Source organism: Mucilaginibacter sp., assembly GCF_041088075.1.
Classification (GTDB): domain Bacteria; phylum Bacteroidota; class Bacteroidia; order Sphingobacteriales; family Sphingobacteriaceae; genus Mucilaginibacter_A.
Window position 1 is genome coordinate 1 of the sequence record NZ_JBGCVY010000050.1, and the last position, 22,982, is coordinate 22,982.

General features: G+C 41.6%; 21 protein-coding genes. 14 read left to right on the forward strand and 7 right to left on the reverse strand.

From position 1 onward, the window contains the following. Positions 1-202 precede the first annotated feature (202 nt). The 10 genes from V5804_RS12450 (at position 203) to V5804_RS12495 (ending at position 7,768) form a co-directional block, all read left to right on the forward strand. Entirely contained in the window at positions 203-1,198 is a 996-nt protein-coding gene (locus V5804_RS12450; RefSeq protein ID WP_369591718.1) for an amidohydrolase family protein, read from the forward strand. A 172-nt stretch (positions 1,199-1,370) separates the two neighbouring features. Next, positions 1,371-1,577, forward strand: coding sequence for a DUF2683 family protein (locus tag V5804_RS12455; protein WP_369591719.1), 207 nt, complete (start codon positions 1,371-1,373; stop codon positions 1,575-1,577). Beyond that, the gene (locus tag V5804_RS12460) at positions 1,568-1,825 is read left to right on the forward strand and encodes a Txe/YoeB family addiction module toxin (protein ID WP_369591720.1); all 258 of its coding nucleotides are present in this window, start codon (positions 1,568-1,570) and stop codon (positions 1,823-1,825) included. Before V5804_RS12455 ends, V5804_RS12460 begins: the two co-directional genes overlap by 10 nt. 79 nt (positions 1,826-1,904) lie before the next feature. Further along, positions 1,905-2,687, forward strand: a complete 783-nt coding sequence (gene kdsA / locus V5804_RS12465) for a 3-deoxy-8-phosphooctulonate synthase (RefSeq protein WP_369591721.1) — start codon at positions 1,905-1,907, stop codon at positions 2,685-2,687. Beyond that, the gene (locus V5804_RS12470; protein ID WP_369591722.1) at positions 2,677-3,624 is read left to right on the forward strand and encodes an SIS domain-containing protein; all 948 of its coding nucleotides are present in this window, start codon (positions 2,677-2,679) and stop codon (positions 3,622-3,624) included. Before kdsA ends, V5804_RS12470 begins: the two co-directional genes overlap by 11 nt. Positions 3,625-3,691: 67 nt before the next feature. Next, a complete protein-coding gene (locus tag V5804_RS12475) occupies positions 3,692-5,017 on the forward strand; it encodes a nucleotide sugar dehydrogenase (protein WP_369591723.1) in 1,326 nt (441 codons plus the stop codon). Positions 5,018-5,088: 71 nt separating this feature from the next. Continuing rightward, positions 5,089-6,150, forward strand: a complete 1,062-nt coding sequence (locus tag V5804_RS12480; protein ID WP_369591724.1) for an NAD-dependent epimerase/dehydratase family protein — start codon at positions 5,089-5,091, stop codon at positions 6,148-6,150. A gap of 61 nt (positions 6,151-6,211) precedes the next feature. Further along, a complete protein-coding gene (locus V5804_RS12485; RefSeq protein WP_369591725.1) occupies positions 6,212-6,706 on the forward strand; it encodes a hypothetical protein in 495 nt (164 codons plus the stop codon). 296 nt (positions 6,707-7,002) lie between these two features. Next, complete coding sequence (locus V5804_RS12490; RefSeq protein ID WP_369591726.1) at positions 7,003-7,521, forward strand: hypothetical protein; 519 nt, start codon at positions 7,003-7,005, stop codon at positions 7,519-7,521. Then, positions 7,508-7,768 carry a hypothetical protein gene (locus V5804_RS12495; protein WP_369591727.1) on the forward strand — a complete coding sequence of 87 codons (261 nt, stop codon included), beginning with the start codon at positions 7,508-7,510 and terminating at the stop codon, positions 7,766-7,768. The genes V5804_RS12490 and V5804_RS12495 overlap by 14 nt, the downstream gene beginning before the upstream one ends. A 103-nt stretch (positions 7,769-7,871) precedes the next feature. On the opposite strand, the gene V5804_RS12500 is transcribed toward V5804_RS12495, so the two are convergent. Beyond that, the gene (locus tag V5804_RS12500) at positions 7,872-9,923 is read right to left on the reverse strand and encodes a TonB-dependent receptor (protein ID WP_369591728.1); all 2,052 of its coding nucleotides are present in this window, start codon (positions 9,921-9,923) and stop codon (positions 7,872-7,874) included. A gap of 183 nt (positions 9,924-10,106) precedes the next feature. Between V5804_RS12500 and V5804_RS12505 the strand changes: the two genes are divergently transcribed. After that, positions 10,107-11,171 (forward strand): putative zinc-binding metallopeptidase, encoded by a 1,065-nt coding sequence (locus V5804_RS12505; RefSeq protein ID WP_369591729.1) that lies wholly within the window; start codon positions 10,107-10,109, stop codon positions 11,169-11,171. A 142-nt stretch (positions 11,172-11,313) separates the two neighbouring features. Next, positions 11,314-12,813 (forward strand): TlpA family protein disulfide reductase, encoded by a 1,500-nt coding sequence (locus V5804_RS12510; RefSeq protein ID WP_369591730.1) that lies wholly within the window; start codon positions 11,314-11,316, stop codon positions 12,811-12,813. Between the two features lie 157 nt (positions 12,814-12,970). On the opposite strand, the gene V5804_RS12515 is transcribed toward V5804_RS12510, so the two are convergent. The 6 genes from V5804_RS12515 to V5804_RS12540 form a co-directional block, all read right to left on the reverse strand. Next, positions 12,971-13,609 (reverse strand): uridine kinase, encoded by a 639-nt coding sequence (locus V5804_RS12515; RefSeq protein WP_369591731.1) that lies wholly within the window; start codon positions 13,607-13,609, stop codon positions 12,971-12,973. Next, on the reverse strand, positions 13,609-14,583 hold the full coding sequence (locus V5804_RS12520; protein WP_369591732.1) for a LysM peptidoglycan-binding domain-containing protein: 975 nt from the start codon (positions 14,581-14,583) through the stop codon (positions 13,609-13,611). The genes V5804_RS12515 and V5804_RS12520 overlap by 1 nt, the downstream gene beginning before the upstream one ends. Positions 14,584-14,592: 9 nt before the next feature. Continuing rightward, a complete protein-coding gene (locus tag V5804_RS12525) occupies positions 14,593-15,363 on the reverse strand; it encodes a DUF4905 domain-containing protein (protein ID WP_369591733.1) in 771 nt (256 codons plus the stop codon). Positions 15,364-15,468: 105 nt separating this feature from the next. Next, positions 15,469-17,376 (reverse strand): menaquinone biosynthesis decarboxylase, encoded by a 1,908-nt coding sequence (locus V5804_RS12530; RefSeq protein WP_369591734.1) that lies wholly within the window; start codon positions 17,374-17,376, stop codon positions 15,469-15,471. Between the two features lie 112 nt (positions 17,377-17,488). After that, positions 17,489-19,018: an OmpP1/FadL family transporter gene (locus V5804_RS12535; RefSeq protein ID WP_369591735.1), complete on the reverse strand. Its 1,530-nt coding sequence runs from the start codon at positions 19,016-19,018 to the stop codon at positions 17,489-17,491. A 40-nt stretch (positions 19,019-19,058) separates the two neighbouring features. After that, complete coding sequence (locus V5804_RS12540; protein ID WP_369591736.1) at positions 19,059-19,817, reverse strand: hypothetical protein; 759 nt, start codon at positions 19,815-19,817, stop codon at positions 19,059-19,061. Positions 19,818-19,918: 101 nt separating this feature from the next. On the opposite strand from V5804_RS12540, the gene proS reads away from it, so the two are divergent. Further along, positions 19,919-21,391, forward strand: coding sequence for a proline--tRNA ligase (gene proS / locus V5804_RS12545; RefSeq protein ID WP_369591737.1), 1,473 nt, complete (start codon positions 19,919-19,921; stop codon positions 21,389-21,391). Between the two features lie 380 nt (positions 21,392-21,771). Beyond that, positions 21,772-22,923 carry a PLP-dependent aspartate aminotransferase family protein gene (locus V5804_RS12550; protein WP_369591738.1) on the forward strand — a complete coding sequence of 384 codons (1,152 nt, stop codon included), beginning with the start codon at positions 21,772-21,774 and terminating at the stop codon, positions 22,921-22,923. The last annotated feature ends 59 nt before the right edge of the window (positions 22,924-22,982 follow it).

Below are 22,982 nucleotides of genomic sequence, written 5' to 3' on the forward strand. Positions count from 1 at the left end.
ACGATGCTTCTTTTATCGCCTAAAAATTGGTGGGCATTTGTTTTGATTTGTTTAGGCTGATGCAGACACCAATTTTTATGGGGTAAAAGAAGCATCAGCCAAAAAAAGAGGGGGTCAAGAAAAAAAGTTTAAACAACTTCGTTAAAAATAAATTACCAGCCAATTAGTTAAACAACATATATTTCTATCTATAAAAAAGACTATGAGAATTGTAACACTTGAAGAGCATGTTTCTTTTCCTGAAATGACAAAGCTGATCTCAGAAGAGGTTTTAGGAAGTTTTGGGCAGTCTCCTGCAATGCAAAAAATTGCGCCTAAACTGGCGGATATAACCAATGAACGATTAACATCAATGAATGAAAACGGAATAGCCATGCAAGTTCTTTCTGTTGACAGTTTTGGCGCTAACCTGTTAAGTCCTGAAGATGGCCCTGCATTTGCTTTTCAATACAATAACCTCATTGCCGAAAAAATTGCTGGTTATACAGATCGTTTTACGGCCTTTGCAAATCTTCCTATGACGGCTCCTTTTGCAGCAGCCGAAGAGCTTGAACGAACCGTTAAAGAATTTGGATTTCGAGGGACGATGATTAGAGGGTTAACCGAGGATTTGTTTTTAGACCATCCAAAATTTGCACCTGTATTAGAACGGGCGGAAAAGCTCGAAGTACCTATTTATTTGCATCCGGGTTTACCGCCAAAAAGTGTGGCAGATACTTATTATAGTAACCTATCAAATAAGCCGGGGTTGGTAGAAGCGCTTGCCTGTTATGGTTGGGGTTGGCATTCAGAAACAGCATTGCATGTATTACGCTTGCTTGCAGCAGGTATTTTTGATACTTATCCAAAGTTAAAAATCATTATTGGACACATGGGAGAAATGCTGCCAATGATGATGGTACGATCAGACCGTGCATTTAAGCCTGGTAACGGTGGGGCGAACCAACGTGGCCTCATAGAGACTTTTCACGAGCAATTGTACATTACTACCAGCGGCTTTTTTACAGAACCGCCGTTAAGAATAGCTATTGATACATTCGGGATAGATAATATTATGTTTTCAGTAGATTATCCTTTTAGTACCAATGAAATGGGTGTTGAGTTTTTGAACAGCCTTGATTTGCCCAATCAACAAATTGAGAAGCTGGCTCATGGTAATGCGGATAAACTTTTGAGGTTACAAGAAGAATTTCTGTAAGCTGAAGATGTACCTGATGTGATAAAAGAAGGATTAACACCAGAGTTTAATTCAACTTCAGTCCATTACTTTTCCTAATTCAACTCCTATCTTTGGCTTCTGATTTTAACCAAACAAATTCCATTTCTTTTAATCTCACAATCATCAAGGATAAAAGTCATAAATTTGAAATATGGAAACCTTAATCCTACATCCTAAAAATAAAGAGCAGTTATCTGTTTTTAAAGCTTTGGCCAAAGCTTTGAAAGTTGATTTTGAAACAGAAAAAAGTCCTTATGACCCAAAGTTTGTGGCAAAGATCAAACAATCTCAACAGGATATGAAAGATGGAAAAGGCACGGTGATAACAATTGATGAATTGAAAGAACTGTGCAAATAGTCTTTCAACCTCAGGCCAAAGCAGATTTAGATTTTTGGGTTAAAAGCGGAAACAAAGCAGTTTTAAAAAAGATAACTCAATTAATTGAAGCTATTTCCGAAAAACCATTTGAAGGGATTGGGAAACCTGAAATGCTTAAACATGATTTAAGTGGATTATGGTCAAGAAGGATAAACCTGGAGCATCGGCTAGTTTATGAGTTGCAAGATGAAAAAATAATGATCCACTCTTTAAAAGGTCATTACTAATCAGCCGTAATTCTAAACAAGCTGCCCATTTTTCTGCTTCAACTCCTATCTTTGGCTTCTGATTCAAATAAAACCTCCAATGGATTACAGCCTTTTCCAAACCAAACCCTTTTTTATAGTTGGCCCCTGCGTCATGGAAAACCGCGAACTGCTGTTTTTAGTGGCCGAAAAACTGGTTACCATCCGCGAAAAGTTAAAGGTGAACATCATTTTTAAATCTTCTTTTGATAAGGCCAACCGCACGTCCATTAAATCTTACCGCGGGCCGGGGATAGAAAAAGGCATGGAAATGTTGCAGGCTGTAAAAGCGGAATTTGGTTTGCCGGTTACCACCGATATCCACGAACCTTTTCAAGCTAAAATTGCAGCCGAAGTAGTGGATGTGTTGCAAATCCCTGCTTTTTTATGCCGGCAAACGGATTTGTTGGTTGCTGCTGCCGAAACTGGTAAAATCGTAAACATCAAAAAAGCGCAGTTTTTGTCCGGTCAGGATATGTTTTATCCCGCACAAAAAGTAGCCGAAGCAGGCAATAACCAAATCATTTTGACAGAACGCGGTAACTCCTTTGGCTATAATAATTTGGTGGTTGATTTCAGGAATTTGGATGATATGAAAGCTTTCGGCCATCCGGTTTGCATGGATTGCACGCATTCGGTACAACGCCCGGGCGGGGCAGGAGGGAAAACCGGTGGCGACCGTAAATTCGTCCCTTCCATGGCACGGGCGGCAAAAGCGTTTGGTGCCAATGGTTATTTCATGGAGGCACATCCTGACCCTGACCATGCTTTGAGCGACGGGCCAAACATGCTTTATTTAAACGATGTGGAAAGCTTAATCAGGGAATTGGCCGATGCAGAATAGCCGATTAGCAGTTGCCCGGCGCGTGTTTCAAACCGAAATAGAATCGCTGCAACAAGTTATCAATCAGTTAGATGAAGCTTTTGACGAGGCGGTCGAGTTGATCTTGCAAACGCAGGGGAAAATAATTGTATCAGGAATCGGTAAATCTGGTTTGATCGGAAAAAAGATCGTTGCCACGCTTTCCAGCACCGGTACGCCAGCTTATTTTTTGCATCCAAGTGAGGCTTTTCATGGCGATCTGGGCATCATCAGCCAACACGATATCTTGGTTTTGATTTCTTTTTCGGGGGAAACGGATGAAGTGCTCAAAATTATTCCTTTTTTAAAATGGCATCAAAATAAGATTATTGCCATCACCGGCAACCCGGATTCTACTTTAGCTAAAAATACAGATTGCTGTTTGAAAGTGATGATTACGCAGGAAGCTTGTCCGCTGTTGCTGGCGCCAACTTCATCTACCACAGCAATGCTGGTTTTGGGCGATGCCTTGGCCATCGCTTTAATGGAAGCACGGAATTTTTTGCAGGAAGATTTTGCCCGTTTTCATCCCGGCGGAAGTTTGGGCCGCAAACTGGTAACGCGCGTGAAAGATTTGATGCGGACGGACAATTTGCCGTTCATCGAAGCCAATGCTTCTTTTACCGACCTAATTTTGTTGATGTCGGCCGGGCGTTTAGGTTTGGTGATTATTGGCAGCGAAGAAAAAGCAGAAGGCATTTTAACCGACGGCGATTTGCGCCGTGGCCTGCTGCGTTTCCCGGATACTTCAACCTTAAAAATCCGTGCTATTTTCAACCCAAACCCCATTATTATTGCCGAAGATGAATTTATCAGCGAAGCAGAAAGCGTGATGATCGAAAAAAAGATCGCCACGATTTTGGTTGGCGATGCCGAAAAATGCACGGTAAAAGGAGTATACCAAATCTACAATTCCTGATGATGCTTCTTTTAGCAGGCAATTTTTTGCGTCCCTAAATTATATATTTGCCAATCTTTATTCATCAATGCCTCAAACCGTTTCTCCAAAACTAAATTCTGTTTACCAAAAACCGGCCCAGGTTAAAATTGCGGTTATTGGTTTGGGCTACGTGGGTTTGCCTTTGGCGGTAGAATTTGCAGCGAAACAGGAAGTGGTTGGTTTTGATGTAAACGCGAAACGGATACAAGGTTTGCTGACCGGTTTCGACCGCACACGCGAAGTGGAAGCCGAACGTTTACAAGCGGTTTTATCGCCAACGGGAAAACTTTTTTGTACGGATGATCCTGAAAGTTTAACGGACTGCAACGTTTTCATTGTGGCCGTGCCAACGCCAACCGACAAGCACAACCGCCCCGATTTAAGGCTGATAAAAGAAGCATCGGTTTTGGTTGGAAAAGCGTTGAAAAAAGGCGGTTTGGTGATTTACGAATCCACCGTTTATCCCGGCGTTACCGAAGATGAATGTGTGCCGGTTTTGGAAGCAACTTCCGGGCTTAAATTTAACCGGGATTTTTTTGCAGGATATTCGCCCGAGCGAATCAATCCCGGTGATAAAGAACATACGCTGGTCAACATTAAAAAAATAACTTCAGGTTCTACGCCCGAAGCTGCTGTTTTTGTTAACGAATTGTACCAAACGATTGTAATTGCCGGAACGCATCTCGCGCCCAGCATCCGTGTTGCCGAAGCCGCAAAAGTGATCGAAAATTCGCAACGCGACATCAACATTGCTTTTGTAAACGAACTGGCCAAGATTTTTAATTTGATGGGCATTGATACCGGCGAAGTTTTGGAAGCCGCGAGCACCAAATGGAACTTTTTGAAATTTAAACCGGGCTTGGTTGGCGGACATTGTACCGGAATTGACCCGTATTATTTGGCACAAAAAGCGCAGGAAGTTGGTTATCACCCTGAAATTATTTTGGCTGGAAGAAGGTTGAACGACGGCATGGGCGCTTACATTGCTTTGGAAGTGATTAAGCTGATGGTGAAAAAAGATATTCCGGTTAAAAATGCCAAAGTTTTGATTTTGGGTTTTACTTTTAAGGAAAATTGCCCCGATGTGCGCAACACGCGTGTCATAGATATTATCCGTGTTTTTGAGGAGTTTGAAACTGATTTAACCGTTTATGATCCCTGGGCAGATCCGGAGGAAGTGAAGCAGGAATACGGTTTTGCAACGCTAAATCATCCCGAACAATTGAAAAATAATTACGATGCGATTGTTCTGGCCGTTGCGCATCAGGAATTTCAGGAATTAGATTTGCATCAGCTTAAAAACCAGCAGCGCGCCATAATTTATGATGTAAAAGGAGCATTGAAAGCTGGTGAAGCGGACGGAAGGCTGTAATTATTTCTCACATAAAATACTTTTCTGAAACCTTTTAAATTAAAACTCATACAAACAGTTGATATTTAGATATGAAAAAATTATTGGTAACCGGCTCTTCCGGATTAATAGGTTCAGAAGTTTGTATTCATTTTGCTGATTTAGGCTGGGAAATCCACGGTATTGACAACAACCAACGAGCCGTTTTTTTTGGTGCCAATGGCGATACGCGCTGGAACGAAAGCCGGTTGAAAAGTAAGATCACCAATTTTCATCACCATGAACTGGATATTCGGGATCGTAACGGAGTGATCAGTCTCATCAAAACCATTAAACCGGACGCCATTGTGCATACGGCCGCGCAACCGAGCCATGACCGTGCCGCGGCCATTCCTTTTGATGATTTTGATACCAATGCCGTTGGTACTTTTAACCTTTTAGAAGCTACCAGGAGGTACAATACCGAAGTTCCGTTTGTCCACATGTCCACCAATAAAGTTTATGGCGATGCGCCAAACGAAATTGAAATGGTGGAACTGGAAAAACGTTGGGATTATGCTGATCCAAACTTTGAACATGGCATTGCCGAGAATTTCCGCATTGATCAAACCAAACATTCGCTTTTTGGGGCTTCCAAGGTTTCGGCAGATATATCGGTGCAGGAGTACGGCCGTTATTTTAACATGCCAACTGCTTGTTTGCGCGGCGGCTGCCTGACCGGACCCAATCATACGGGCGTAGAATTACATGGTTTTTTAAGTTACCTCATCAAATGTAATCTCGAAGAAAAGCCTTATACCGTTTTTGGTTATAAAGGAAAACAGGTCCGCGATAACATTCATTCGTTTGATGTGGCGCGTTTTATCGAAGAATTTATCAAAGCGCCGCGCATTGCCGAAGTTTATAATTTGGGCGGCGGAAAAGACAATACCTGTTCTATTCTCGAAGCTTTTGATCTGATTTCCAACATCAGCGGAAAGGAAATGCAATACACGTACAGCGACATGAACCGCATTGGCGACCATGTTTGTTATTACAGCGATTTGCGGAAGATGCAGGCGCATTATCCAAATTGGCAGATCACCAAATCTTTGCAAACGGTTTTTGAGGAAATCTATCAATCCTGGATCGAGCGCAACGAAATTAATTGCTGATGCTTCTTTTATCAACAAAAAAAGTGGTTATGTGTTAACAGTTTACTAAACCAAAATCAATATGAAAAAGACCTTATTAAAAACAGCAACTGTAATGTTGGTTGCCTTGATTTTCTCCGCCTGTTCCACTTTAAAAAAGAACCCAAATTCCATTTCCCGTGGCAATATTTCGGGCAATTGGGGCGTAAGTGCGGTTACTTTAGATGGTTTGCTGCCACAAGCCGTTCAATCCGTTTTCAACACCGCACCTTATAAATGCTTTGAAAACAGCAACTGGAAACTCACCAACAGCGGCAGCGGTTCTTTCATGATCAACAATACGCAAAGCGGCTGCCAGGTTGGCTTCACACAAAACATTTACTGGTCTTTTGCCAATGGCACAAGCGGGCCGGAATTCAATTTCAAAATGTTGTTTGATAAAGACAAACCTAAGAATGTGGAAGATGGTTACCGTTTGCTGATTACTTCTATGACGGCCAACACCATGACATTAAAATCGCCTGTTCAGTATGGTGGAAAAACGGGTTACGTGGTTTATAATTTTGTGAAGCAGTAAGATTAATTATAAAACTTGTTTAAACTTATTCTTTTGTGCTTTACGCCATGCTTCTTTTACCGCATAAAATTTATATTGCCTGATTTTTGATTTATTTAAGACCGGTAAAGGCACCAATTTTTATGCGATAAAAGAAGCATCAACCCAAGAAATACGGCCAGAAAAAAAAGGTTAAAAAACTTTATATACAAATTAATTATAAACGAAAGTGCCGGTTTAAAAAGTAAGCTCTGTTGGATCTACTAGTTTTTACTGGAAGCGTTGTCATTACAAAAGTATAAAGTAGCGTAATTAAAATGGAATTGGAAGTTTACCACACCCAAGAGGTAAGAGATGTTATATTAAAATTTCCTTGTTTAGCAGAAGGTAGTGATCATTGGTTGGGAGATGGCTTTTATTTTTGGCAGGATTTTGAATTTTCAGAGGTTTGGGGATTTCAGCAAAAATATTTTAAAAAAAATGAATCAAGCCAATTTTGTATATTTAAATCTAAATTGACTTTTAAGCAAGAAGAGTTTATAGACACTGTTTTTAACGAGTACGATTATTATAATTATGTAAACAATATTGAAAAGTTTGCAAAAATATTTCAGGGAAAATTTGGGAAAAAACCAACACTTGAGGAATTTAATGATTTTATTGCAGATACTAATCCCTGGGAAAATATTAAAGTAATTCGATTTCAGGATATAGCTGGGAGCGGAAGTACTTTAGAAGTAAAAGGGTTTTTCTACAAAAAGAGGATACAAATACGGGTTAATGATCCTGATGTTATTTCTAATTTCGAGTTTATAAAAAATATTGTCTGTAAGTAATATTATAAAGAAAGTAAAAATTATGGCTGATTGGGGTTTATTAAACAAGCAGTTTGATGAAGTGTTAAACAATTTTTCTGATAAAGATTGGAATAACTGGGCTTTAAACCGTATCAAGAATAAAGAAACGAGAAGGCAAGTGATGTTGCGCAAGGCTACAATACAACAAAGCAAGATTGCATCAGATGAAGTTAATGTTTTAGATAATTGCTCTTCTGTAGAACTTGATAAAATGGGGTTGAAGTAGTTAAAACAATTGCTATTGGTAGTTACTTAGATTGAACCAAAGATTATAGTTCCCTTCTGCAAGCGATACTGTTTTTATGCCCATAAAAACAGCATTGCGTTTTTTAAAACTGCACATTAACCCCCGCAAACCAATTTCTTAGCGGCGCAGCATTGTAAAACCTATTTCCAACAGCATTCAAATCGTTGCCTAAACTGTAATGCTGATTCAACAAGTTATCAATTCCCGCATAAATATTCAAGCTTGTTTTTTGGCTGAGGCTTTTGTTCCAACCGGCTTTTAACCGAACAAGATGATAAGCTTTTGCAAAAGCCAAATTTTCATCATTCAGCGGGATTTTAGAAGTATAATTATGCTGCGCGAAAAAATAGGTTCCAGCAGGAAATGCAATGTCTAATTGACTTACCGAAACTACATTTGGCACGCCAGTCAGCTTATTTCCCGAATAATTATTGGTTGCATTAAAATAATCTCGAAAGCGGAATTTGCTCAAGGCCAAACTATTGCTCAGTTTCAAACTTCTTAAAAAATCAGTTTCGTTTGGTTTGATAAATTGGTAGCTCGTTCTTGCTTCCAAACCCAATTGGTTGGTTCCGCCAGCGTTTAAATAAAATTCTGTTCCGTCATCATTTAAACGGCGAACAATCGCATTGTTCAAACGGTAATAAAAAACGGAAGCATCCATGTTAAAACGTGTGTTTTGGCTTTGCCTGCGGAAACCAAGCTCGTAATTCCAGCCTTTTTCGGCCTGCAAACTATTGTTGATGATGTTGCTGCTTGGCCTTACTTCGGCAGTAGAAGGCGTAGAATAACCGCGGCTGACCGTTGCGCGCCAGGCAAAACTTTGGGTTACCTGATAAGACAAAGCCAAACGCGGCATCAGCACCGGTTTAAAACGGTTGTTGCCAGCGGCAGAACCAACATCCGTAAAATCATACTGGTAATTGTTCAAACTCAATGCTGCTTCTGCATGTATTTTTTTGAGGATGGTTGCCGCAAATCGCGAAAAATAAAAAGATTGTTTAGTCAAAATATTACTGGCCGCCTGCAAATTGCCGCGCGTGCCTTTGTTGTTATCGTAATTGTTGATGTTGGATCGGGTTTGCTGCAGTTCTGTGCCGAGGTTAAACTTCCAATCCAAGTTTTCTTTTGGATTGCCGCTCAGTTCAAAATAAGTGCGCAAACCAACCGTGTTTTCCAACCGGACTTCTTCATTGGTAATGTATGGATTATCAAAATTGGTGTGCATCCCATAAACCGAAACCACATGTTTTAAATTTGGCAGATAAAAAGCTTCGTTAGAAACTCCGCCAAAAACAGTTTTATTGTAAACGGCTGCGTGTTGTTCGATCACGCCTGGCAAGGTTGCCGTTGCCGGCCTTGCCGCTTCCGGTTTTTGCAGAAATTGGGCAAGCGTTAAGCCGCCGGGCGTTTGATAATCCAAATCAGAATACAAAAAAAGCGCTTTCAGTTGCCCTTTTGCCGAATAAATGAAGTTATCGGCAGCCTGGATAAACTTCCGGGTCAAAGCACTGTTTTGCCGGTAACCATCCGAATGCTGCCAGCTTTGGCTGAGGTTTAGCTGGTTGTTTTTTGATGCTTCTTTTAGCACTATATTTTCGCGATAGCTGTTGTAAGAACCGGCATCAAAACCAACCGAAGCCGTACTTTGATGCTGGTGCGCGCCAAAAGGGTCAATCAAAACTACACCGCCGGAATTTGCGCCATACAAACTTCCGTCTGGTCCGCGCAAAACCGTAATGTTTTGAATGGCATTGAGGTCGAGCAGGTTGAGGTAAGTATTTCCGCCGGCATCGGTCAAAGAAAACTCATCCATATAAATTTTAACATTGCGGATGCCAAAAGGCGAACGAAGCAAACTGCCGCGGATAGACAAGCGGTAACTTCCCGGCGAACGTTCTTCCATCCTAACGCCGGAAATCGTATTCATCGCCGGAACCAAAGAAAAGCTGGACTGGATTTGTAGTTCCCTCGTATCCAAACTACCAACCGCGGCCGGAACGGTTAAAAGCGGTTGCTGTGAAAGATAAGCTTTGATTGTTACTTCGTGCAAATTTTTGGAAGTATCGGTTTGTGCCGAAGCCGAACCGGCACACAGCAAAGTGAAGATAAAAAAGATAAAATTTTTATACATAGAATTATCAAAAGGAAATTGCCGGGCTGGTTTTGCTGTTGAAAGGATGCGGCTGGGGTTGTGGGCAAATGCAGGCCATACTTCTTTTACAACCTAATTTTAAGCAAATGGTTAAAAATTATTTTATAAAAATCAAAAACCGGCAAAAGGGGTTTGTAGAAGCAAAATGATCAATTCAGTTTCATGGAAATTTTTAAGTGCACACACTGCAGGCAAATCTTATATTTTGAAAATGTGAGTTGTGTGCAATGCAATTACCCGCTGGGCTTTGATGCGCAGGATTTAAAATTGTACCCTTTAGTTATCCAAAGCACGGGCATTTACAGCATCTATGATAAACCTGGCCAAACTTACCGTTACTGTTTAAACCACCAGTTTGGCGTTTGCAATTGGCTGGTTAAAAATGACAGTCCAAATCCGTATTGTGATGCCTGCGATTTAAACAGCACCATTCCAAACTTGAGCAAGCCCGAAACTGCCCGCCAATGGCTGCTTATAGAAAATGCCAAGCACCGACTGGTTTATAGTTTATTAAAGATGAAACTACCTTTACTCAGCAAAAATGAGGATGCTGAAAAAGGTTTAACCTTTGATTTTTTGGCCGATTTAAAAGGAAAGCCACGCGTTTTGACCGGGCATGATAATGGTTTAATCACGTTGAATATTGTAGAAGCCGATGATGTGGAACGCGAGAAATCGCGCAAAGCGATGAAAGAGCCTTACCGCACTTTGATCGGCCATTTCCGGCACGAGGTTGGCCATTATTATTGGGACAGGCTGATTGCCGATTCCGTCTATTTAGAAGAGTTTAGAAAGCTTTTTGGCGATGACCGCGAAGATTACGGCCAGGCTTTGCAAAAACACTACGAGAACGGCGCCCCTGCTGATTGGAACAACCGTTTCATCAGTTCGTACGCCAGTAGCCATGCTTGGGAAGACTGGGCCGAAACCTGGGCGCATTACCTGCACATCATGGACACGCTTCAAACCGGTTATGCTTTTGGTTTGAGTGTTCATCCAAAGATCGCAAAACCGGAAGACCATTTGGATGTGGACGTAAAGCAGGAACCTTATACAATTGCCGATTTCGACGAAATCATCGCCACCTGGCTGCCCATGAGTTTCGCCATGAACAGCATCAACCGCAGCATGGGGCATATTGATCTTTATCCTTTTGTAATTACACCTGCAGTAATGGAAAAGTTGGGCTTTATCCACCAAGTTTGTTATGCGGGCAAGGTTGGATGAATTTATAGGGGTAAAAGAAGCATTGATTAATTAAATTTTTCCAAATCCTTTTATTCTTAAAAATTTAGTTTTAGATTCAACCTGAATTACAAACCTATATTTTTTAAGGCTAGTTTGAAAATAGTTTAATTAATTACAACTTATGATGAAGACTTTTATCACCAGTATCTTGATGGGTTTATTGCTGTCAGCATGTACTCCTCCCAAAAGCGCAACAGTGCATATTATGGTTAAGAACTTTAAAGGGTCAATTAGTGTAATTGACCCGGAATTGCGATATGATCTGACGAAAAATAAATTTACCACACTTAATTTAGATACGCATGGGTCAGCATCGTATACCGTAGTTACCAATAAGCCAACTTATCTTGTTTTATATCCTTTAACCAATAGTTTGATTAAGTGGTGTCTTTTTTTATCGCCGGGAGACGAGCTTTTTTTATCGGCCGATTTTGCTAAAAAAAATAATGCGGTAACAGTAACCGGCAAGGGCAGCAACAATAATCAGCCTGAAATTTTTGCCTTGACTAACGGAGTTACCCAACCATTTCATGGCGACAAAAATCCTGATCGGGTAATTGCTGCACTTAACAAACAATATTTGCTCAATAAAAGCATATTGGCCAATTATATCAAAGCAAACAAACCTTCTGATGCTTTCATCAAAAATGCTACTGATAATTTAAAATATTTTGTTCCTTCTAACTATTATGCGTTTAGTCATAATAATAACTTTTTCAAGCCAAAAGAAGAATTAAAACCTTGGCTGAGGATTCAAGACAGCCTGTTTGCAACAGTAAAATTAAGCAATGATGAGGCATTAAACATTTGCAATTATGACCAATTGGTTGATGATTTTATGTTACGTGAAACGGAAGCTTACCAGATGGAATATCAGAATCACCCTGCATTATATTATAATTATAAGCAGTGGTTTCATACCGATCCCGTAAAAGGAGATAGCGCTTATAAGAGTTGGTATTTAGGTATTATTACTAAAAAAATTGTTGACAAATACTTTACAGGTAAAGCTTCCGAGTATGCATACGCTCAAGCAATAAAATATAGATTCTCTGCTCGCGCTGATTATCCGGCCGTTGTTTCGATATTTAATTACTTTAAAAAGGAATATCCGCATAGTGCCTATTTAAAGGAATTTAATGCCCCGATTGCCGCAATAATTAGCAAGCAGCAGAAAGGCTTCAGCAGTAAAACAATTTTTGTTAAGAACAATGGCACACAGCTTAACACATTTAAAGATGTACTGGCAATAACAAAAGGTAAAGTTGCGCTGGTGGATATGTGGGGTACTTGGTGTTCTCCATGCAGAAAGGAAATAGAAAAAAATGCTAAAAAGTTAGAAGAGCACTTTAAAGGTAAAAACGTCAACTTCATTTATGTCGCAAATATGGATATAAAACGAGAGCAAGAGTGGAAAAAAGCTATTGCCTATTTCCAGATCGAAGGGATGCAGATTTTAGCTAATCCTGCCTTAACCAACGATATTATGGGAAAAGTTAAATCAACGGGTTATCCTACCTACATTATCATAAAAAAAGATGGAAGTTATAGCAAAACAGCAACACAACTTCCTGTAAATGTTCAGGCACTCACAAAAGAAATTGAAGCTGCAAACTTGTAATTATTTAGAAGTGTTTTGAGAGAAACTTTTGCCCGCTTTTTTAAGTTGATGCTTCTTTTACCCTATAAAAATTGGTATTTGCCTCACAATTTAAATAAACAAAACACTTGCCATTTTTAAGGTGATAAAAGAAGCATCACGAATAAATAGGATAATTCTACCCCAAAACCTTTTCCCGAACCTCTTCCGAAATCTCCTTTGTTACCCGGATAATATCTTCTGCAATTTGCGTATTGTTCAGCACAATTTTATGGCAAACAGGTTTGTATGGAAGCAGAAATTCTTTGTACGACGGCAGTACATGGTTAACCCATTTATAGCGCACGTCCTCTTCCGAGTAGCCGCGTTCCAGCAAATCGCGTTTCAAGCGGCGGTGCAAGGCCACTTCTTCTTCGGTATCAATAAAGATTTTTAAGTCCAGCATTTTTGCCATTGCTTCAAAATGCAGGATAAACAAACCTTCAATAATCACCACCGGTGCCGGTTTAATTTCCAGCATTTTTGGCACAGCCGTTGGATTGTTAAACGTGTATTCCTTTTTGTAAACCGTTTCGTAATTCAGCAGCTTTTGGGCATCGGCAATAAAAGCAGCTTCATCAATAGTTGCAGGCAAATCAAAGTTGTACAGTTTGTTTTCCTCGGCCGTCATCCCTTCGGCAACCGGGATGTAGTAATCGTCCTGCGAAATCAAACACACTTCTTCCCTCGAAAAATGCGCTAAAAAGCAGTTCAAAAAAAACGTTTTCCCCGATCCGCTTCCGCCTGCAATACCAATTACATAAGGTTTGTTCTTCATTACGGGTTCGGACTGCCGTAGCTTAAATTGACGTAAAAGCGTTTATCAATTGCGCCTAACGATTCGGCCACGTCTTTCGTCATCACCACAATGGCATCTTTATTGGTTTCGTTTTCGGTGAAACTGCCTACCACTTTGGCAAAAGTAGTGCGGTTGGTATTGGGGTTGGTGATTTTGATGATCGTGCCAACAGGGGCCGTGCGGTGCAGCACATACTTCTTTTTCGGGTCTAAATTCGGGTCGCTGATCCAAACGGCCGTACCTTTTTCGTTTTTCTCGGTCAAGCCGTAACGGTTGTTGGGCAAACGGCGGTTGCTGCCGGAGCTATCCGAACCGATAACACGCGTCGAGTCCCTTTTCATCGTGTTGTCTTTTACTACCGTTGTTGGCGTTTGTGCGGGCGGCGTTGTGATCACTGGCGGAACTGTTGCTGTAACTTGTGGTTCGGCTTGCCGTTTAATCTGCAGCATCTGGCCAGCATTCAAACTGTTGCTTTTCAAGTTGTTCCAGGCGATAATATCATCAACCTTAACCTGGAAACGTTTGGAAATGGCATACAACGTTTCTCCTGCCGAAACCTTGTATTGCGTATATTCCGGGTTTGTTGAAGCTGGTGTGTTGCCCGTATTTGTATTAGTTACTGCGTTTTGTGCCGGTTTGTTATTCGGTTGATTTGCCGGCGATGCTGTTTTTACCGGTGTATTATTGGCGGCGAAAGGGCGGTCGGTCGGCACTTTGATAATCGCGCCGATTTGCATTTTGGCGTTGTTGTTGTAGTCCATCACTTCTTTTGGCCGAACATTGTAGCGGCGGGCGATGGAATAGTAATTGTCTTTCGGGTCTAATTTATGCAAAATAACCATCTTGCCGTTCTGGTTTTCTACGCCAACAGAATCAGTTAAAGTGCGGGCAAAAATCGGACTGGAAAGGCTGGATAAAAGAAGTACAACGGCTAAATTTTTAATCTTTATCATTTTAAGTTCCTATTGTTCAAGGTTTAATACTTTCAGGGTTGATTTATTTTTGATGTAAACCAAATAATTTTTAATCACTACAAACGCTTCGGGCTGCAGTTTTTGTATCTGTTCGTTCAATAAATCCTGGTAGATAATTGCTTCGTTTTCAACCACAAAAAGCTGCTGCAAATACCCTTCGTTTTTTTGCGTGTGCAAAGATATAATTAAGTACGGATTGTAATTAAAACAGCTAATCCCGCCGGTTATTGTTCCGGCAATCAGGGCAGCCAGATTTTGGGGCGGTAAAAGAAGCATCTGCGGGATTTGGATCGGCTGAACATCGTCCGCCAAATCATTCAAATCAATTCCAGTTTTTACGTTTCCGGTTTTCTCATCCAGCAAAACCAAACGTTTGGATTGAAAACGCTGATCGGCGGCCAGCAAACCTTGTTGTGTAAAAGTTTCGAGCGATAAATTGTAGTTTGTCCAAAGCTGTTTTCCGGTTTCGCCATTCAAAGCAATAATGGCTTTGTGCTCCGGCGTTTGATCCGATAAATAGCCATGTAAAAACAGTATGCCTTTGCGGCCGCCGCTCAAACCCACCAGCCATTTTTCTTCGGAAACCAGTTCCGAAAAATTCAGTTTACCGGTTTTTAAGTTGAGGGAAGAAAAACCGGCCGAATGTTCTTTTTCGTTCCGGGTTTCGATGTAGATCAGGTCGTTTTCAGTATCAGTTTCCAGTTTCCAAATCAGCCCGGAAAAAGGTTGATCAATAATTACTTTTAATTGATTTGCCATACATTTTACAAAAGATCAGTTGTTGGTTTTGGGTTACCGGTTGTGGGTTTTAGGCTGATAACCCAAACCTAAAACCACACCAATTTTATGCCGATAAAAGAAGCATTACTCCAAAACCACCGCCCCGCCTTTGTACAATTGTTTCTGGTATTTTAAAGATGGCGATTTGATAAATTCGCCTAAACCTAAACGCGGCCACATTTCATCAACTTTTTCGATGACTTCGGTGGTATTGGCCAGGATGTTTGGCCAGTCGCGCTCAAAACCGTCCAGTTCTTTCGTCTTGCGTGTGCCATCAAAACCAATGTGCGAAAAGCTTTGGTTATTCTTCGATTTCACCACAAAAGCATCACGTTTCGGGTCAATGTTGTTTGCAAAACGCCAAACCGCATCGGCCGTGTCGGAAATATCAATGGTATGGTCAAGGTAGATGACAACTTTTACTTCATCCAGTAAACCTTGCCTGAACAGGTTTTGGTTGAGGTCTTCGATCTGGTTTGGCTCTGTTTTCTCAACAGCGATAAAAACCAAAGAAATGCCCATTGCAAGCAAAGAATCATTGATGGCAGTGATTGCAGGATTTTGAATTTTAACCGCTTCTTTGTTTAAGGTTGATGCTTCTTTTATCGGTACTTTTTCATCAGTCCTTAATTCTTCCGGAAGTTTTTGCGTGGCATCAATACCCATTTTTCCGCCAAAAGAAGCTTTGGAGCAGGAATGGTCCAGCACGTCCATCGGCCCGGAAGTAAAAACAAAATCTTGCTGCGGGTCAACATTGGTAGAAATGTAGCGGGCAACTTCTTCATTGTTTTGAATATCCACGTCTCCATCAACCACCACAATCATTTTGGTAAACATCATTTGCCCGGCGCCCCAAAGTGAGTTCATCACTTTCATGGCTTGTCCCGGATAGTCTTTTTTGATTTTGACGATAGCCAGGTTATGGAAAACGCCTTCCATCGGCAAAACCATATCTACAATTTCGGGAACCATCGTCATTTTGATTGGCGCAAGGAAAATACGTTCGGTTGCTTTGCCAATCCAGGCATCTTCCTGCGGCGGAATACCGACAATAGTTGCCGGATAAACCGCATTTTTTCGATGCGTAATAGCTGTGATATGGAAACGCGGATACCAATCAGCCAGCGAATAATAACCGGTATGGTCGCCAAACGGGCCTTCCCAAATGTAATCTTCTTCGGGGTTAACATAACCTTCAATGATAAAATCAGCATCAGCAGGAACTTGTACGTCTTGGGTTAAACACTGCACCAGTTCTACTTTTTTCTTCCGAAGAAAACCGGCCAGCATATATTCGTCAATACCATCAGGAAGCGGGGCAGTTGCAGCATACGTATAAACCGGATCGCCTCCCAACGCTACGGCAACCGGCATTTTTTGACCTAACTTTTTATATTCCTGAAAATGCCGTGCAGAAACTTTGTGCTTGTGCCAATGCATTCCAGTTAGTTTTGGTTCGAAAACCTGCATCCTGTACATGCCCACATTGCGGATGCCGGTTAAAGGGTCTTTGGTGTGGATCACGGGAAGCGTAACAAACGGGCCGCCATCTTCTGGCCAACAGGTTAAAACCGGCAGTCTGGTAATGTCCGGGTTTTGCATCACCACTTCCTGGCAAGCACCTTTCCCGGAAACGGTTTTTGGCATCCAGGAAGAAATCTGGCCCAACTTCGGCAGCATTTTTAGCTTATCTAAAATACTGTCTTTCGGGCCGGTCAATGTTTTAAACAAGCCTTCAATTTCTTTTGAAATATCATCCATCGAATCAACGCCCAAAGCCATGCACATCCGTTTGTAATTGCCCATGGAATTGATTAAAACCGGGAAATCATAACCGGTATTTTCAAATAATAAAGCCGGGCCATACTGCTTGGAAACCCGGTCGGTAATTTCTGTGATCTCTAATTTAGGATCAACTTTTTCTTTGATGCGCACCAGTTCTCCGGCTTTTTCAAGCGTTTCTATAAAGTGTTGCAGGTTTTTGTAAGCCATAATAATTTTCGTTCTGCTAAGGTCTTGTTAATTGCTGATACTTCTTTTATGGCATAAAAAAAGGCCGCTGTTTTTTACAGCGGCCTTACATTTATGTTTTGAGGTTTTGTTCTTAAAAACGCATTCCTAAAGTCAGGAAAGCATTGTTGTAAGTGTTTTTTAAGTTTGCGGCCGGGCTAGCATCTGTAGAATATATCGGATCAAACTGATAAGGATAAATCGTTGTGCTTCGTGTAATATACTGATAGGTAGCATCAACATAATATTTGCCGAAACGATAACCTAAACCTGCACTGGTTGTTTTTATCGGGCTGCCGATACCAACTTGCGGGTTTCCCTGATAATTAAAACCGCCCCTGATAAAGAAATCTTCCAGTTTTGCCTCGGCACCTACACGTGCATTTACAGTTGATTTATAAAGGGTAGAAAGATCGGTATTGTCCTGACTGTTGTCATAATCGCCGCTGCTTAAATGCATTCCTTTATAATCTACGTATTCCACATCGCCGGAAATAAAACCATATTTTCCAACAAACACCGCCACACCACCGCTAACTTTCATAGGTGTGCGCAAGTTATAAGTAACATCATAATCACCAGGGTTGCTACTGTTAGATATTACCCCACTTTGCGCATATTGAGTTTGCAAGCCTTCTAAGTAGCTATCTGCAATTGTCATCCAGGTTGGCGAAGTATAAGTAACACCAATCCGAACTGCTTCAACCGGTTTATAAATAAAACCAACTCTGGCATTAAAACCGGTACCAGTAGTTATCTGATTTTGAAAATACTGGGAACTATATGCAGCAGGAACCGGTGCAGTATTAAAGTTGTTATTTGGGTAAATCGAAGATGTTCCAGTTTCATTGAATACGCTTGTTCTGTTAAACCTCAAATCTGTTATACCAATGCCAAAACCTAAATACAATTTATTACTGTAATTGGCACCACCTGATAAACTAATTTCGGACTGGCCACCGCTGGTAACAACCGAATTGTTTTGACTATTATTTAAAGAGGTTACATTAGAATAGTAACCCTTTGGGCTGGTAGGACTGGCGTCATAAAGAGCACTCAATTGCTGGTTTACAGCCCAAGCCTGCAAAGTATTATCATTAGAAGCAAAGTTGCCATATTGTGCAACTTCTTTGTTTGCTAACTGTGCATAATAATCAGAGATAGAGCCATTTGGGTTTCTACCAGCATAATAAGTATTTTGATAAAAATTATTGGTGCGGTTATAAGAAGCGCCCAGGTTAAAACTTAACCAGCCTTTGGTTTTGTCTCGGCCGCGGGGCGTGCTTAAACGGTTATAAAATACAACAGATGCATTGTTTAAGTTAACCTGATTTTTATTGCTGTTATTGTTTTGGCCAAAATAATTTGATTCTACTTTAGAACCGTTAAATTCTGGTGTAACACTCAGCTCTGATTTAGTAAAAAAACCAAGACCGGCCGGGTTTCCGCTTACCGAACTCAAATCTCCGCCAACTGCGGTAGAAGCGCCGCCGATAGCTTTGATACGTGCCGTGGCACCAGTTTGTGTTTGCGAAAAGCGAAAAGCATCGCCGCTGTATTGGGCATAGGAAACCTGAGAGGCCGCTACTATAGCGACCCCTGTTAAGGCATATTTTAAATTCATATTATTTTATAAGAGAGAAAGAAGAAAGCTTGCGTGTTTTTTATCCTCTGCCTGGACGGCCACCGCCACCACCGCCAGAACGGCCACCGCCGCCAAAACCACCACCGCCACCAAAAGAAGAAGGGGCTGGAGTATTGTAAGTAGGGGCAGAACGTTGAGGAATGTCTTGTCTGGCTGGCCTTTGGCTATAACCGCCATTGTTGTTATAAGTGTTTCCGCCTACCGTGTTCCTTCCGGGATTGTAGCTGCTTCTTCCGTTGATCACAGAAGAGCCACGGTTCATACCATTATAAACACCGTTATAACCGGCATTTGGGTTGCCATTGCCCCTGTTTGGCCTTCCTGTGCCGGAACCAACGCCGTAAGCAGAATACAAACCTCCGTAACCATAACCGCCAAGACCATAACCATAACCGCCGCCATAAAAAGAGTATGGTGAATAAATAGAATATGGTGAGTAAAAAGAGTATGGGGAATAGAACGGCGAATACAAAGAGCCTAACCCGTAGCCTAAGCCTAATCCCAAACCTGCACCGTAGTAAGAGTTATAAAAGCCATCATAAGCAAATGGCGAATAACTGCCGAAACGGTTGATACGCGATGCATAATTGTCGTAATAGCCATCGTTGCGGTAAGAGCGGTCATTGCTGGCATATTCTACCTGGTCGCCGGCTTTTGCTTTAGAAAAATACACATCATCGTTGTAATCTTTTTGCTGAGCAGCATATTTGGTAGTTGTACAAGCCCCCAATACAACTGCACTCATCATTACAATACCTTTTAAGATTCTCGTTTTCATTGTGTTAGCATTTTTAAGTGTAAAAGTTTATAGTCCCTATAAATTTATAAATTTGGATTCGATTTATATAATTTTTTTTGTGTCAAAATTCATTCCATTTTATGAGTAAAAGTATTATTAGTAGAGACGAAGATTATTCGCAATGGTTTAATGAATTAGTAATAAAATCTGATTTGGCCGAACATTCTGCCGTGCGGGGCTGCATGGTGATCAAACCTTACGGTTATTCTATCTGGGAAAAGATGCAGGCAGCTTTAGACCAGATGTTTAAAGATACCGGCCATAGCAATGCTTATTTCCCTTTGTTTATCCCGAAATCTTTTTTTTCCAAAGAAGCCAGCCACGTAGAAGGTTTTGCCAAAGAATGTGCGGTTGTAACACATTACCGTCTTAAAAACGATGCAGATGGAAATATTGTTGTGGACGAAGACGCAAAACTGGAAGAAGAGCTAATTGTACGCCCAACCTCAGAAACGATCATCTGGAATACTTACCGCGGCTGGATACAATCGTACCGCGATTTGCCTTTGCTGATTAACCAATGGGCAAATGTAGTGCGCTGGGAAATGCGCACCCGTTTATTTTTGCGCACTACCGAATTTTTATGGCAGGAAGGCCACACCGCACACGCAACGGCCGAAGAAGCCATTGCAGAAACCGAACAAATGCTAAACGTTTATGCTGATTTTGCCGAAAACTGGATGGCTTTGCCGGTTATAAAAGGTAAAAAAACAGCCAACGAACGTTTTGCAGGCGCCATAGATACTTACAGTATTGAAGCCTTGATGCAGGACGGAAAAGCGTTGCAAGCCGGGACTTCGCACTTCCTCGGACAGAATTTTGCCAAAGCTTTTGACGTAAAGTTTTCTGATAAAGAGAATAAGCTGGATTACGTTTGGGCAACTTCCTGGGGCGTTTCTACCCGTTTGATGGGCGCTTTGGTGATGGCACATTCGGACGATGCCGGTTTGGTTTTGCCGCCAAAACTTGCACCCATACAAGTTGTAGTGGTGCCAATTTACAAGCACCAGGAAGAACTGGACAACATTTCGGCCTTTGTAAAAGAACTTACAAAAGATCTGCGTAAAAGAAGCATCAGCATCAAATTTGATAACCGCGACACGCAACGGCCGGGCTTTAAATTTGCCGAATATGAACTGAAAGGCGTGCCTTTGCGCGTGGCCATTGGCAGCCGGGATATGCAGAACGGAACCGTAGAGCTTGCCCGTCGTGATACCAAAACCAAAGAAACTGTTCCGCAGCAAGGCTTGGCCGAAAGGATTGAAGCTTTGCTGGAAGAAATCCAACAGAACATTTACCAGAAAGCTTTAAAATTCCGCGATGAAAACATCACTTTGGTAGATACTTACGAAGAGTTTAAACGTTTGCTCGATGACAAACCCGGCTTCTTATCGGCCCATTGGGATGGCACCAGTGAGACCGAGCAACGCATCAAAGAAGAAACCAAAGCCACCATCCGTTGCATCCCCCTAAACAACCCGCAGGAAGAAGGCCAATGTATCCTCACCGGAAAACCTTCTACCCAACGTGTTTTGTTTGCCAGGGCATATTAAACCGGTTACGGGTTGCAAATTGTGCTTTAATGCTTCTTTTACCACTATAAATTTGGAGAACCTGTTTTAAATTATAGCGTAAAGGTTTACAATGCTTCTTTTATGCCTGTAAATTTTGGTTCGGATGTTTTTATTTGTACAAAAAGCACGATAGGCCAACGATTTTTAGGTGGTAAAAGAAGCATTGAAAATAATTGAACAAAATTTAGACAAGCTTTAAATTATTTTTTAATTTTATCAGTTTAAAATAAACCGTTTACAACCACAATAAACAGCAATACTTCTTTTATAAGGCAAAAGTTAATGTTGGCATAATCAAAAAGGTTGTTGAACCAGCAAAGCAATTTACAGCCCACATCCAAAAACACACGAAGGAACTAATGAGATTCGCTACAAAAGCCATACACGCAGGCCAGAAACCTGACCCAACAACCGGCGCCGTTATGACGCCTATTTATCAAACTTCCACTTACTGGCAAAAATCTCCCGGCGAAAACCAAGGCTACGAGTATTCGCGCGGCACAAACCCAACCCGTACAGCTTTAGAAAATTGTTTGGCCGCACTCGAAAACGGTAAATATGGTTTGGCTTTTTCAAGCGGCATGGGCGCTACGGATGCCGTGATGAAACTGCTTCGCCCCGGTGATGAGGTGATTACCGGAAATGATTTGTACGGCGGTTCTTATCGTATGTTTACCCAACTGTATGCACATTACGGTATTAAGTTTCATTTTGTGGATTTTACCGATCCTGAAAACATCGTCCCTTTTATCAACGAAAACACAAAGCAAATTTGGTTGGAAACGCCGAGCAACCCGACTTTGCAGGTTTTTGACATTGAAGCTGTGGCAAAAATAGCCAAAGCGCACCAACTGCTTTTTACGGTAGATAGCACCTTTGCTTCGCCCTATTTGCAAAACCCGCTGAACCTGGGCGCCGATATCGTGATGCACTCGGCTACCAAATACCTGGGCGGCCACTCGGATGTGATAATGGGTGCCTTGATCATGAACGACGAAAAACTGTATAAAGACTTGTTTTTTATCTACAATGCAACCGGCGCAACACCTGGCCCCCAAGATTGCTTTTTGGTGCTTCGCGGAATCAAAACCCTGCAGTTGCGCATGCGCGCACATTGCGACAACACACGCACCGTTGCAGCATCTCTGATGTACCATCCCAAAATCGAAAAACTTTACTGGCCCGGTTTATATGAAAACGCAAATTACCAGGTTGCCAAGAAACAAATGCGCGATTTTGGCGGCATGATTTCTTTTACCATAAAAGGGGCATCGCTGGAAGAAACGATGCGCGTGGCTTCCGCTTTCAAACTTTTTACTTTGGCCGAATCCCTGGGCGGCGTAGAATCGCTGGTCAACCATCCGGTAACGATGACGCATGCCTCCATCCCAAAAGCCGAACGCGACAAAGCCGGCGTAACCGATAACCTACTGCGTTTAAGCGTTGGGATTGAAGACATAGAAGATTTGCTGGAAGATTTAAAACAGGCGTTGGGTGTTTATAAGATGTGAGGCAAGGGGTATCAGGTTTGAGGTAAGAGGTTTGAGGAACAGAGCATGCGGCATACGAT